The 13,188-nt window shown below is 42.6% G+C and carries 11 protein-coding genes and 2 riboswitches; of the genes, 3 read left to right on the top strand and 8 right to left on the bottom strand.

The window, feature by feature from the left end; all coding sequences use genetic code 11:
- Positions 1 to 17: 17 nt before the first annotated feature.
- The 4 genes from purB to FN960_RS15840 form a co-directional block, all read right to left on the bottom strand.
- A complete protein-coding gene (purB, locus tag FN960_RS15825; RefSeq protein WP_143849823.1) occupies positions 18 to 1,313 on the bottom strand; it encodes an adenylosuccinate lyase in 1,296 nt (431 codons plus the stop codon).
- 30 nt (positions 1,314 to 1,343) lie between these two features.
- Positions 1,344 to 2,477 carry a 5-(carboxyamino)imidazole ribonucleotide synthase gene (purK, locus tag FN960_RS15830; protein WP_143849824.1) on the bottom strand — a complete coding sequence of 378 codons (1,134 nt, stop codon included), beginning with the start codon at positions 2,475 to 2,477 and terminating at the stop codon, positions 1,344 to 1,346.
- A complete protein-coding gene (gene purE, locus FN960_RS15835; RefSeq protein WP_143849825.1) occupies positions 2,474 to 2,959 on the bottom strand; it encodes a 5-(carboxyamino)imidazole ribonucleotide mutase in 486 nt (161 codons plus the stop codon). The genes purK and purE overlap by 4 nt, the downstream gene beginning before the upstream one ends.
- Positions 2,960 to 3,098: 139 nt before the next feature.
- Positions 3,099 to 3,200: riboswitch (purine riboswitch) on the bottom strand.
- Between the two features lie 77 nt (positions 3,201 to 3,277).
- Positions 3,278 to 3,478, bottom strand: a complete 201-nt coding sequence (locus FN960_RS15840) for an NETI motif-containing protein (RefSeq protein ID WP_438799893.1) — start codon at positions 3,476 to 3,478, stop codon at positions 3,278 to 3,280.
- Between the two features lie 152 nt (positions 3,479 to 3,630).
- On the opposite strand from FN960_RS15840, the gene FN960_RS15845 reads away from it, so the two are divergent.
- The gene (locus FN960_RS15845; RefSeq protein WP_143849827.1) at positions 3,631 to 4,320 is read left to right on the top strand and encodes a hypothetical protein; all 690 of its coding nucleotides are present in this window, start codon (positions 3,631 to 3,633) and stop codon (positions 4,318 to 4,320) included.
- Between the two features lie 760 nt (positions 4,321 to 5,080).
- On the opposite strand, the gene FN960_RS15850 is transcribed toward FN960_RS15845, so the two are convergent.
- A complete protein-coding gene (locus FN960_RS15850; protein WP_143849828.1) occupies positions 5,081 to 5,641 on the bottom strand; it encodes an isoprenylcysteine carboxyl methyltransferase family protein in 561 nt (186 codons plus the stop codon).
- Positions 5,638 to 6,738 (bottom strand): type III polyketide synthase, encoded by a 1,101-nt coding sequence (locus FN960_RS15855; RefSeq protein WP_143849829.1) that lies wholly within the window; start codon positions 6,736 to 6,738, stop codon positions 5,638 to 5,640. The genes FN960_RS15850 and FN960_RS15855 overlap by 4 nt, the downstream gene beginning before the upstream one ends.
- 126 nt (positions 6,739 to 6,864) lie before the next feature.
- Here FN960_RS15855 and FN960_RS15860 point away from each other — a divergent pair, with 126 nt between their 5' ends.
- Positions 6,865 to 7,425, top strand: a complete 561-nt coding sequence (locus FN960_RS15860; protein ID WP_143849830.1) for a GNAT family N-acetyltransferase — start codon at positions 6,865 to 6,867, stop codon at positions 7,423 to 7,425.
- Positions 7,426 to 7,589: 164 nt separating this feature from the next.
- On the opposite strand, the gene FN960_RS15865 is transcribed toward FN960_RS15860, so the two are convergent.
- On the bottom strand, positions 7,590 to 8,891 hold the full coding sequence (locus FN960_RS15865; RefSeq protein WP_143849831.1) for an NCS2 family permease: 1,302 nt from the start codon (positions 8,889 to 8,891) through the stop codon (positions 7,590 to 7,592).
- A gap of 75 nt (positions 8,892 to 8,966) precedes the next feature.
- Positions 8,967 to 9,066, bottom strand: a riboswitch (purine riboswitch).
- A 129-nt stretch (positions 9,067 to 9,195) separates the two neighbouring features.
- Positions 9,196 to 10,917, bottom strand: a complete 1,722-nt coding sequence (locus FN960_RS15870; RefSeq protein WP_143849832.1) for a 5'-nucleotidase C-terminal domain-containing protein — start codon at positions 10,915 to 10,917, stop codon at positions 9,196 to 9,198.
- A gap of 718 nt (positions 10,918 to 11,635) precedes the next feature.
- Here FN960_RS15870 and FN960_RS15875 point away from each other — a divergent pair.
- Positions 11,636 to 13,024, top strand: a complete 1,389-nt coding sequence (locus FN960_RS15875; protein ID WP_143849833.1) for a Glu/Leu/Phe/Val family dehydrogenase — start codon at positions 11,636 to 11,638, stop codon at positions 13,022 to 13,024.
- The last annotated feature ends 164 nt before the right edge of the window (positions 13,025 to 13,188 follow it).

A 13,188-nucleotide genomic window follows, 5' to 3' on the forward strand; every position in this document is an offset into this window, starting at 1 on the left:
GATGGTCCTCCTTAGAATCAGTTTAGGCCAAGACGAGTAAAGATCGTGTCTACATGCTTTAAATGATGCTCATAGTTAAAGCACTCATCTATTTCTTCCTTAGATAGAACATGGGTGATACGTTCTTCTGCATCAACGAGTTCACGGAATTGAATACCCTCTTCCCACGCCTGAGTAGCTTTCGGCTGAACAAGATCGTATGCCTCTTCACGAACCATGCCTTTGTCAATGAGCGAAAGCAATACGCGCTGAGAATAAATTAGCCCGTATGTACGCGTCATGTTGCGCTTCATATTCTCTGGGAATACAGTCAGGTTCTTCACGATGTTCGAGAAACGATTTAGCATATAATTCAGACCAATGGTTGCATCTGGTAAAATCACACGCTCTGCAGATGAATGAGAAATATCACGTTCGTGCCATAATGGTACGTTTTCGTAAGCTGTCAGCATGTATCCTCGAATTAAGCGAGCAAGTCCAGTCATATTTTCAGACCCAATTGGATTACGCTTATGTGGCATAGCTGATGATCCTTTTTGACCCTTTGCAAAAAACTCCTCTACCTCACGTGTCTCACTTTTCTGAAGACCACGAACCTCCACGGCAAACTTTTCAACAGACGTTGCGATTAGAGCAAGCGTCGCCATGTATTCTGCATGACGGTCACGCTGCAAGGTTTGAGTAGAAATTGGTGCTGCGTTTAAGCCAAGTTTTTCACAAACAAGCTGCTCTATTTGTGGATCAATATTTGCATAGGTGCCAACTGCTCCGGACAGTTTACCAAAACGCACACCCTCAGCTGCGTGTTTAAAACGCTCAATGTTTCGTTTCATTTCCTCATACCATAACGCAAGCTTTAAACCAAAGGTTGTTGGCTCAGCATGTACACCATGAGTACGTCCCATCATTACAGTAAACTTATGCTCAATCGCTTTGTTTTTTAAAATCTCCAAGAAACGATCAAGATCAGCAGCCAAAATATCATTCGCTTGTTTTAATAAGTACGAAAGAGCAGTATCTACAACATCCGTTGACGTTAAGCCGTAATGAACCCACTTGCGTTCTTCACCAAGTGTTTCAGATACAGCACGAGTGAAAGCAACTACATCGTGACGCGTCTCTTCTTCTATTTCCAGAATACGACTGATGTCAAAGCTTGCGTTCTCACGAATTTTCTGGACATCTTCTTTCGGAATATGCCCCAATTCTGACCATGCTTCACAGGCAACGATTTCAACTTCAAGCCAAGCATTGTAGCGGTTCTCATCTGTCCAAATAGCACCCATTTCAGGTCGTGTATAACGTTCAATCATGTAGGTAAGCCTCCAAATAGTGTCTATAAATTATTTATTCGTATATTGTTTAAATGTATCAAGTTGAGTAAGCGCAGACTCTACTGATTCTGAGAGTACAGTGAGATGCCCCATTTTGCGTTTTTCCTTTGCGTCCGCCTTACCATATAAATGGAGTGAGATATCTGCTAATTGATCTAGATTAGCCATAAGCGGCTCAATATGTTCTCCGAGTAGATTCTCCATCACTACCGATTTCAGTAAATCTGTACTTCCTAAAGGTAATCCGCATACGGCGCGAATCTGCTGCTCGAACTGAGAGGTCTTACACGCCTCAATCGTATAGTGTCCCGAATTGTGTGGCCTCGGTGCAATCTCATTTACGAGAATTTGTCCATCTTCCTGAACAAACATTTCCACTGCTAATGTTCCAACCACCTTTAACCCTTCAGCCAGCTTCATTGCAATCTCTCGCGCTTGTATGGTTGTGGCATCAGTAATTCGAGCCGGAACAATGGATTGATGTAGAATATTGTTTTGGTGAATATTTTCGGCCACTGGAAATGTACTCGTTTCTCCATGACGCGAGCGTGTCACAATGACTGACACTTCACATTGAAATGGAATCCAGCCTTCAAGAACCAACTCTCCAGCAGGCAATAGGTCACGCGCTGCTGCTTCAAGCTCTTGCTCACTTCTTACAACCGCCTGTCCTTTGCCATCATACCCGCCTCGACAGGTTTTCAGCACCGCAGGCAGACCGATTTTTTCTAAAGCAGGCTGGACATCTTCTAAGGAAGAAACTTCAGCGTATGGTGCAACGGGTACACCTATTGCTTCAATTGTTCGTTTCTCCGTTAATCGGTGCTGACTTACACGCAACACATCAAAGCCCTGAGGAAAATCTGCATGCTCTGTTAGCCATTTGGCCGTTGCTTCGTCTATATTTTCAAATTCATAGGTAATCACATCACTGACTTCAGCTAATTTCTTGGCACCCGCTTGATCATCATAGCTTGCCTCAATGACATAATCAGCAACCTGAGCACATGGGGAATCTGCCCCCGGCTCCAGTACAGCAATGCGATAGCCCATCTGTTTGGCGGAAAGCGCCATCATTCGCCCGAGCTGTCCTCCACCGATAATGCCAATGGTTGATCCTGGTTTTATAATGGTTTTATTCATAATGTATCACTGCTCGAGAGCACTGCTTCTTCTGTTGACCTGCGACGGCTAACGACAGCATCTTGAACCCTTTGGTCTGTAGTACCTATCATTTGTGCAGCAAGTAGTCCGGCATTTGTTGCTCCAGCCTTACCAATCGCTACGGTTGCCACAGGTACACCTCCTGGCATTTGTACAATAGATAACAAGGAATCTAGTCCATTTAACGCCTTAGACTGAACTGGTACACCAATGACTGGTAGCGGGGTTTTTGCTGCAACCATTCCTGGCAAATGTGCGGCCCCTCCTGCTCCTGCGATAATGACCTGTAATCCTTTTTCAACTGCTTGCTCCGCATATTGAAACATAAGATCCGGTGTACGATGAGCAGACACTACCTTTTTTTCATAAGGAACTTCAAGCTCATCAAGTATGTCACACGCATGTTTCATTGTTTCCCAATCAGATGTACTTCCCATGATGACGCCAACCACTGGCTTCATATCCAACACTCACTCCTTCAGATGACTGTTAAACTCACACAAAAAAACGCAGAATCAGATACTTTATCTGCACAATGAGAGAAAGATAGCTAATTCCACGCCTTGACGCACCTATGACCACCATGTTGTGTGGAATAATAGCTGCGGTACCTTCCCCCATAGTCTGACAATTTACGGTTATCAGGTAGAGACGTATGGGCCATATTCCCAAAATTATATGAGGTATTATTTCGTTTTTTATCGAGAATCCACATTTATCTTACAGGGTTCTCCCGAGAGTGTCAACTAAAAGTCGAACGGTTGAAGACCTAACCTTCTTCATTGTTCGTTTTCTTCTAAAATCCCCTCAAATACGATCTGCTGATGGCTAATCACAGGAGTTTTTGACCCATTTTCTTTAAAAACCGGCTTTTCCATCCGACGAACAGGACGATAGCCTTCCGTCTTCATCCGTTCTAAACAATCAGCCAAGCTCTCATCAGGCTCAACTGTAAACTGCTGCTTTCGTTTTTTTGACAAACTCATTCCTCCTGGTTCGAATGCTACTTATCACTATTGTAGCATGGGACCCTCCTTGTTTCGACACTATCTAGACGGAAAAAGCATTGAAGCGATCTCTTTCTTTCATTATGATGGATGTATCTTCTTCTTTTAGAAAGAGGTGTCGGTACTTGAAACGAAAACACGTCCTTATAGGAGGTATAAGTGGAGCGATCTTACTCGTTGCTTATTTGTTTTGGCCAGCGGAATCTTCTCCTGAAGCGAGGCTAGACAGCTACCTCCATTCCATAAATCAAACTGATTTTGAAGCAGATGCAGATCGAGTATTACAATATGTAGATACAACCGAAGTGAACGAGGATTTTATGGACGAATTTAAAAACGAGCTAGGTCAAAGAAGCTTTTTTGATCACTATCACATAGGTGAAGCGAGCTATGAAAGCGATCAGGAGGTTACTTTACCTGTCACCATCACATGGGATGAGTATTGGCAACACAGCTTTACATTCACTTTAGAATTAAAGAACTTAGAATGGTTGATCGTGCCTGATTTTGAGATGCTAGCCATAGTTAAGTCCTTTGATTATCAGCTTGATCATTTTGTGCAAACGAATGTAAATTATGTGAATACGTTTGAGGCTCCATCTAATATAGGAATACAATTAGAGGTTCCTGCTGTTTTTGAGGTGTATCTACTTGGTGTCCCAGACGAAGTACAATACGATGCGGGTAATCAATCACTAACATTACCAATTGTTGACGAAGCGACTCGAGTATCCTCAGCGGCGCCAGAAGCACATGTCGTCTTTCCAGATGAGAGCGAGGTTTATTATGAGGACTATTTTTCATTTCCTTATTAATAAATGTATGGTTTTTTTGATAGAGGGAGGCTCATGATTTGTTCTTCGTCCGTCGCTCTCAAAATAGGGGGCACGCTTTCCGCGGGCAGGTAATGAGCTAACCCGACTCCGTCGATTTATCTCATTGAACCTTATTACCGAGACCACTAAAAAAATCATGTAAGGATGAGCTGAATGGCGCCGCTACAGGAGAACCCTACGCTTTCCGCGGGAACGGCCTCAGCCCTCGAAGTGGAAAACCACCCCTTCGATGTCTTCAGACTCGTTCTGTTCCGCAGGAGTCTTCGGGTTCTCCTTCCGCTAACGTTCAGACTTAAACAATGGACGGTGACGTTTCTTGCTAAAAGTACTCATCTTCTTCGTAATACAAACTAAGCTCTTTGTAATGCAATTTGGTTCTTGTTAAGTCTCCAGTTGTTCTTTATAAATCGACATTTATTCTTGGTAACAGTGTTTTATTCTTGCTAACTTCATAATCTTTCTTGTTGTGGTTTACTTCTATCTTGGTAAATGTATTACTGATAAAGCCCTTATCATTGTGTAGATATTGATTTCGATACTATTTAAATAAGCGGACGAAAATGAAGGGTCGACATCTGCGGGAAGTACAGGTTCATTGAAATAAGTGGGCAAAGCCCAATTATTTCAATACCTGCCCGCGGTAAGCGTGCCCCCATTTTCGGAAGCGGCAGCTGAAGAAACAAAACATTCTCCATCCTCTATCAACCCTACAGAGCAGCAACTCTTCTATCCATTCACATCACCTTTTACGAGTACCCATAAATCTGCCTACTTCATGAAACTTCTCTTGATATCTCCCGTCCTGGTCAAGCGCTTCTTCTTCTATTTTTACCCTAACCATTAACATCACCACGTTAAATAGACTGAAAAGAATAGCTGTTACATATGCTTGAAAGATCAACGGAAGGAATAGGATCTCAAGTACAACGACTAGATAATTAGGATGACGGATCCAGCGGTAGGGTCCACGTTGGATGGGGTCTGCATCTGGTAACACAATAATTTTTGTGTTCCAATAACGACCGAGTGAGACTAGCGCCCAAACGCGGATGATCTGAGCAAGAAGAAAGATTACAAGCGGAAGGACGCTCCAGATTGACCAGGTTAATGACTCAACGGTAACCTCCACAAGCAATGAGACAAAGAAGCAACTATGCAAAGCCACCATCACTGGGTAATGAGAAGCCCCTGCTTCAAATGCCCCCCGCTCTTTCATCCAGCGCTCGTTTGATTTTGCCACTACCACTTCCGCTAATCTCTGCGCAATGACTAAACCAATAAAAAGGTAGACATAGATCAATGCCTTAATCCCTCCCACTCTAGATGCACAAGCTCGGATGAAAATCCTGGTCCAAGTGCTGCCACTAAACCCTGATGTCCTAGCGGCTGGTCCATTTCCATAAATTCTTTAAGCACATATAAAACAGTCGGGGAGGACATATTTCCATATCTGCGCAGGACTTCTCTTGAAATGAAAGTATGATCTGGGGAAAATCCTAATGCTTTTTCATAGGCTTCCAGGACTTTTTTACCGCCGGGGTGGGCAATAAAGGCATCAATTTCAGCGAGCTCAACCTCTTGCTTTTGCAAAAAATTTTCTACATTGGGCTTGAGCCACTTTTCCACGATACCCGGGATGCTACGAGAGAACACAACATGTAAGCCTGAATCACGGACATCCCATCCCATTACATCCTCAGAGTGCGGCATTAATGTGGATTGAGAACCGCGATATGTCGGAGAGGTTGCTTTTACTAGATCATAACGAAGGCTGCTTTCTCCCCCCCCTATTAAAGCGCAGGCTACACCGTCTGCAAAAAGCGAGGTTCCAATTAAATTACTTTTTGAATGGTCGTTATGCTGAAATGTTAAACTGCATAGCTCCACACAAACAAGCAAGACATTTTGCTCAGGGTGCGCCAAACAATATTCAAATGCACGACTTAAACCCGCCGCTCCGCCTGCACAGCCTAGCCCCCATATCGGTATCCGTTTTGTATGCTCATCAAAGGAGAGCTGGTTCATCATTCGTGCTTCAATGCCAGGTGTTGCCATTCCTGAACTAGTAACACAAATGATTGCATCAATTTCGTCTATGCCAACGGTCCGTTTTAGAAAATGATTGTTTTCTAAGCACCCACGAATAGCATTGACCCCATATTCAACTGCCTTCTTTATAAATAAATCATTCCGTTCCTGAAGCGTATGCGGCTGATGAAACCATTCCATCGGCGCAGCAAAATAACGCTCATCAATTTGACCGTTTGCAAATACCGTTAGCAATCGTTCAATATCCTCGTAGCTCTCACTAAACAATTCCCTTGCAAACTCCATCGTATCGTCTTGACGGAGTTTATGAGGCGGTGCATATGTACTGATTGAATAGATAGCTGGCATCTCTTTTACACCTCACAATATTTATAAATGTAGAGTGCCTGTTTAGAGGAAATATATTCATTTTTTTGTTGGCAACGAGGCGTCAATCAGGTAGACTAGTTAGAATCTTATATGAGGTGAATCTACATGAATCCAATACTCTTAGACTTTCCAGACCATTTTGAAACAGAACGACTATTTATTCGTGCCCCAAAGCCAGGTGATGGCAAATTTTTTTACGAAGCTGTGCTTGCCTCTCAAAACGAATTAAAACCTTGGCTTGCATTTGCTCAAGAGACACCTACACTTGAGAACTCAGAAGTCATGGTTCGGGAAGCACATGTCAACTTTTTAACCCGAAAGGATCTCCGGTTGATGGTATTCCTAAAAGAAACAGGAGAGTTTATTGCTACATCAGGTCTACATCGAATCGATTGGGACGTACCTAAATTTGAAATAGGCTACTGGGTTCATAGTGAGCATACAGGAAAGGGCTATATTACAGAGGCTGTTCAGGCGATAAGCGACTTTGCGTTTGAAGAGCTACATGCACGCCGGGTTGAAATACGCTGTGATCGGAAGAACCTAAAAAGCCGCGCAGTAGCCGAGCGATTACATTTTGAATTAGAAGCTATCTTAAAGCAGGATAGTGTTGCAGAAGATTCTAGCGAGTTAAGAGATACATGTATATATGCGAAAATTAAATAGATGAAAAGCATTTTAAAAAAAATTTCTCAGATATGTACAAATCCCACAGGAATGCTCCTGTGGGATTTTCTTAGAGGTTCTCGCTGCGCGTGTTTTTCATTTATGTTATCTATAAAAAAACTGCCCCATTCTACTTAGAAGGGGCAGTTCAGGTTGAGTCATCATTAATGACTCAAGAAAGCAAAGTACAATACAAAGATCACAAATAGAATGTACATAATTGGATGAACCTTCTTCGCATTACCACTTACAACCATGGTGATTGGATATAAGATAAACCCAAGCGCAATCCCGTTTGCAATACTATATGTCAAAGGCATTGCGATAAAAGTAACAAAGGTCGGAATCGCAATTTCCATACGCGTCCAATCAATAAAACGTAGGGATGTGGCCATCATCACACCAACGATGATGAGGGCAGCTGCTGTTACTTGCCCTGTAATAACAGCTAATAACGGCGAGAAGAAGATAGCTACTAAGAATAATAGACCTGTAAAAACCGCAGTAAGTCCAGTTTTTCCACCTACTGCAACACCAGAGGATGATTCAATATAAGACGTAGTGGTCGATGTTCCGAGTAACGAGCCAACCACACCACCAGAAGCATCCGAGAATAATGCCTTACCTGCACGAGGTAGCTTATTATCCTTAACAAATCCAGCTTGGTTTGCGACAGCAAATAATGTTCCTGCTGTATCAAAGAATGTGACAAATAAGAATGTAAGAATTGCCACAGCCATGCTTGCACTAAAAATTTCTGCAGTTGACACATCAAATGCCGCTAAGAAAGTTGGTGCTAAGCTTGGCGCAGAAGCCACAATGCCTTCTGGTCGAGCCACCACTCCTGTAATAATTCCGACAATAGCTGTTAAAGCCAATCCGTAGAATACTCCAGCCTTAAAGCCTCTCACAACAAAAATAGCCGTGATTACAACCCCAAAAACAGCCAATAATACGGGACCTGAGGTTAGATCACCAAGTGCTACAAACGTTGCTTCATCTGCAACAATGATTCCAGCATTTTTCAGACCAATAAAAGCAATAAACAGACCAATCCCGGCAGCAGCTGCATGCTTCAGCTCAGCTGGAATGGCATTTATAATGATTTCTCTAATCTTAAATACAGTAATTAATAAAAAGATAAGACTTGATACAAACACAGCAAATAGTGCAGCCTGCCAGCTCATACCCATTCCGAGCACAACCGTATATGCAAAAAATGCGTTTAATCCCATACCTGGTGCTTGGGCAATTGGATAATTTGCAACAAGTCCCATTATGATGGAGCCTATCATGGCAGCTAGGGCTGTCGCTACAAATACAGCGGTTTGATCCATTCCAGCATCTCCAAGAATCATTGGATTTACAGCTAGAATATAAGCCATTGCGAGGAAGGTCGTCAGTCCGGCGATTGCCTCTCTTTTTACATTAGTTCCTTGTTCCGTTAAACCAAAAAAACGATCCATCTGGCTCCTCCTTGGGGTCTTTCCCCATAAAAATACGCTCCGAGCATTCTGCTCCGAGCACCATACCAAAGACGTCTAAATAAGACACCGTTTCGTAGTTAGCTCTTTAAGGCAGCTTGTAGAAACTCGCAGACCATATTTCCGCGAATATACGAGTAATAAAAAGTATGAAGTTCAGCTTGATTCTAGCAATCTCTTTATGATTTGTCAACAGAATCCGAACAATACCTTTAGATTCGCTCACCTTATTCGGAAAAAACAAAAACGCAGCAACGATCATCGTCACCGCGTTTTAGATTCAATTTTATTTCTCTACTGTTTTATGTGGTACATGAAGCTCATCTCCAACATAGATAAGATCCTCATCTTCTATAGATGGATTTAGTTTCATAAGATGAGTCCACTGCACATTGTAGCGTAAGCCGATTTCAAATAAAGTATCCCCTGATTGAATCTCATATACCCCCTGTTCCATATCCGTACCATTATCAGAGTGGGCCACTTCTTCCGCCTCTTCCGCGGTACCTACTTGGATGCGACCATCCACATCGGAGGTAACAATTCCGGCATCTCTAAAATAGGTAATCATCAGCTCATCCATAGCATTATATTCATTCACAATTGGAACATCGGCTAACACTTCATACTCATCTCCGCCACTTGCCAGGAAATCATTTGTTGCCAACGTATAGGTTGCTGATTCATCCAAGGGCTCCCCATCAATCATAACTGAATGAACACGCTCACCTGAATCCTTTGAATCGTCGATCATAAAGGAAAACCCTGCAATCTGTGGAAACCCTCCACTCGGCTCAGGGTAAGCCTTCGCACCATTCTCTAGAATCTCAAGTAACTCAGCGCCTGTTACATCCTTAGTCACGCCGAAATTTCCGAACGGTGAAACCTCAACAATGTCCCCCACTGTGACTTCACCCTCAGCAATGGAGGCACGAATGCCACCACCATTTGTTAAAGCAACATCCGCTTCCGTTGCATTTAAGAGGATATCTGCAATGAGATTTCCTAGATTCGTTTCTCTCACTCTCACATTTTCTCGCTCACCATCTAGCTCAATAGCCGCTTCACCAATCACCTCTTGCAGAATTTCTTGCTGTGCCGCTTCGAGTTCATCTAGCAATGCCTCCATTTCAGCATCAGGCACTGTATCCTCTGCTTCTGCCATATTGATCAGTCTCGCACTGCGATCAACTAACTCACCATCATCCACTACAAGCTCTACAATACCAAGGTTCTGAGTATACTCCCCAGCACTCGCAATCAGTGTATCATGATCTGCTTCCAATCCAGTTGTCAGCTCAGAATGACTATGTCCATCAATAATGACATCAATTCCATCAACATCTGCAGCCACCTTTTCACTAGTGTCCACACTGGATTCGTCAATGCCTAGGTGTGCGAGGGCAATGATCAAATCAACTCCCTCTTCCTCCAGTTGATTGACTACACGTTCGGCAGCTATTGATGGATCTTCAAACTCCACATCGCGAACATTATCAGGATGTGTCTTATAAGCCGTTTCTGGCGTCGCTAATCCGAAGATGCCTACTGATAAGCCACCAAATTCCTTAATCATGTATGGATCAAAAAGTGGATTTCCCTCTTGATCCAAAACATTCGCAGCAAGCACAGGAAAATCAGCTGTTCCTTCAAGCTCCTGCAGTCGATCCAACCCATAATTAAAATCATGATTTCCTGGCACAAGCGCCTCATAATCCATTAGATTCAGCGCTTGAATAATCGTCTCCCCTTCTTCTAAAGAGGCAAAGGTTGTCCCATGAAACGTATCACCCGCGTCTAATAAAATCGAGTGCTCTCCACGATTTTCTTCAATTAAGGTAGCTAGCTTAGCAAACCCCATCCCATCAAATTCACCTTCAAACGCCCGACCATGCGAATCATTTGTGTGAAGAATGGTGATGGTTTGCTCCTCTGCCGAAGCATCTGTTCCCCAAAGTAAGAAGAGTCCTGCCAGCCCTGTACAAACAACCAGTTTTGTTTTCCCCATCTCCGTGCCTCCTCTAGATATGTATGCCTTTAGTCTAGACTACCAATATTAAGGCTATGTATCAATTGGGATAAGGTTTGTTTCACAATGGAAAACTAGGAAGTAGGAACTTTTATGATAGGATCACCAATATCCTGCGTCCAAACTCACTATCAAACCAAGACAAACCTATTTACTACCATCATGCTGATTAACTAATAACGAGTTTTTAGGTTCAAGTCTTGGTCAAAAAAACGTATGCTGTAGGTTAGGGGCATTGCTGTATTTACCTATCTATGTTCTTGCTATTATGGCGAATGTTTTTCGAGGCCACTGAAAAAGTCATGTAAGAATGAGCTGAATATCGCCGCTACAGGAGACCCCTACGCTTTCCGCGGGAACGGCCTCAGCCCTCGAAGCGGAAAACCACCACTTCGATGTCTTCAGACGCGTTCTGTTCCGCAGGAGTCTACGGGTTCTCCTTCCGCTACTGTACTGATCAAAAAAATGAGGAACTCTCGCCGTCTTATAAAGTTAGTTTTTCAGTAACCTCATGTTTTTCCGGTTGGTGTCTGTGACGAAAATGGTCCTCCAGGCTAGATCTCCCACTAACCTCCTTGTGATATGAAATATGGCGATAACAGCACTCTAACTAAGTTTATAAAAAACGCAGAAGCACGACTTACGGAGACTATCTTCGTTTTGTGTCTTGAGCGTATTGAAAGGATTGGGTCTAACGATGGAAAAGCAAGAAACAAGGCAACTAATTGAAACTGTTATGGATAAGCTAGCAAATCGTGCTGATTTTTTGGGAATTGAAGATGATGAAAAACGCAGGAAGGTTAGCGCATCTGCAAAGGAAATTTTGAAAACAACTGACAAGATCATTAAAAGCTACATAAGAGTTTCAACTGATGGAAAAGGGGTTATCCGCATCCCCGCATATCGTGTTCAGCATAACAACATTAGCGGCTTCTATAAAGGTGGAATTCGATTCAGTGAGAATGTGAACGAAGATGAAGTTGAGAACTTAGCGATCTTAATGACATTAAAAAACTCCTTGCATCGCTTACCATTTGGTGGAGCAAAAGGTGGCGTGCATGTTGATTCAAGAAATTTTTCGGAGCGTGAACTAAATTTAATAAGTCGTAAGTATGTTCAGCGCTTCGCCCGTGATCTAGGTCCCAATCACGATATCCCTGCTCCTGATTTAGGAACAAATGAACGTGTGATCGACTGGATGGTAGGAGAATATAAAACAATTAAACAAGGTGAAGCATATCTTGGCTCGTTTACAGGGAAGAGTGTAGAAAATGGAGGCGCAAAAGGGCGACGAGAAGCAACAGGAAAAGGCATTTTCTTAAGTTACTCTTGGCTGATTGATCAATGGCTCAGGTTACAGAAGAATGATCAACAAATAAACCGTCAAAAACAATGGCAGACATTAATCAATCTTACCCAGAAAAAGGAATCTATTTCAGTGTCTGTTCAAGGGTTTGGTAATGTGGGCAGTGTTGCAACGCTTGAAGCTGTTAAGTATCAAAAGATTGCTCATAAAGTTGTCGCCGTTTCTGACCAGTTTACTACCTTATATCATGAGGACGGCATAAATATTGAGAGGTTAATTACCTATACAAATAAAGGTCATGATCTTCCTAGCAATGATGAAGAATTAAAAAAAGCTGGAATTAAAGCTAGTGTGCGTTTGGCCAATGATGTGTTGACAATCGAAACGGATGTGCTCATTTTAGCTGCTATTGAGGACGTCATACACAAAGAAAATATGGAAGACGTTAAAGCGAAAGTAGTTATTGAAGGAGCAAACGCCCCGATTACTGAAGAAGCTGATCACTATTTTGAGGAGCAAGGGACGATTGTTATTCCTGATATCCTTGCCAATGCCGGTGGAGTGATCGTTTCCTATTTAGAATGGAAACAAAGTCGTGTGACGGAGCTTTTTTCAGAAGAGGAAATCATTGCTGATATGTCAGAAAAAATGATCGAAACGTTTAAAATCGTCTATGATATGTACTTTTCATCAGTAGATGAGACGATGAGATTTAACTGCTTTACCCTCTCACTGGAACGATTGTCGAGTTTGTTGTATCGACATGGTAAACTATATTAATTAAAATGCTCAAGTCTAAATTCCGCTCAAGTGAGACTATAATTGTTCTACAGAAAAAAATCCCTAAAACCAGTTAACCAAGGTTTTGGTAGTGACCCCTAAAAGTTAGAGTTTTTGTTATGCAGTTGTTTGGCTGGTTTGAGTTCGGTATTGTACCGGACTTA

It is taken from the genome of Alkalicoccobacillus porphyridii (assembly GCF_007293315.1).
In the GTDB taxonomy this organism is placed as follows: domain Bacteria; phylum Bacillota; class Bacilli; order Bacillales; family Bacillaceae_D; genus Alkalicoccobacillus; species Alkalicoccobacillus porphyridii.

What these genes read in the sequence shown, in the direction of transcription:
- purB (WP_143849823.1), bottom strand. Translation starts at nt 1,313, where the DNA reads ATGATTGAACGTTATACACGACCTGAAATGGGTGCTATTTGGACAGAT.
- purK (WP_143849824.1), bottom strand. Translation starts at nt 2,477, where the DNA reads ATGAATAAAACCATTATAAAACCAGGATCAACCATTGGCATTATCGGT.
- purE (WP_143849825.1), bottom strand. Translation starts at nt 2,959, where the DNA reads ATGAAGCCAGTGGTTGGCGTCATCATGGGAAGTACATCTGATTGGGAA.
- FN960_RS15855 (WP_143849829.1), bottom strand. Translation starts at nt 6,738, where the DNA reads ATGCCAGCTATCTATTCAATCAGTACATATGCACCGCCTCATAAACTC.
- FN960_RS15860 (WP_143849830.1), top strand. Translation starts at nt 6,865, where the DNA reads ATGAATCCAATACTCTTAGACTTTCCAGACCATTTTGAAACAGAACGA.
- FN960_RS15865 (WP_143849831.1), bottom strand. Translation starts at nt 8,891, where the DNA reads ATGGATCGTTTTTTTGGTTTAACGGAACAAGGAACTAATGTAAAAAGA.
- FN960_RS15870 (WP_143849832.1), bottom strand. Translation starts at nt 10,917, where the DNA reads ATGGGGAAAACAAAACTGGTTGTTTGTACAGGGCTGGCAGGACTCTTC.
- FN960_RS15875 (WP_143849833.1), top strand. Translation starts at nt 11,636, where the DNA reads ATGGAAAAGCAAGAAACAAGGCAACTAATTGAAACTGTTATGGATAAG.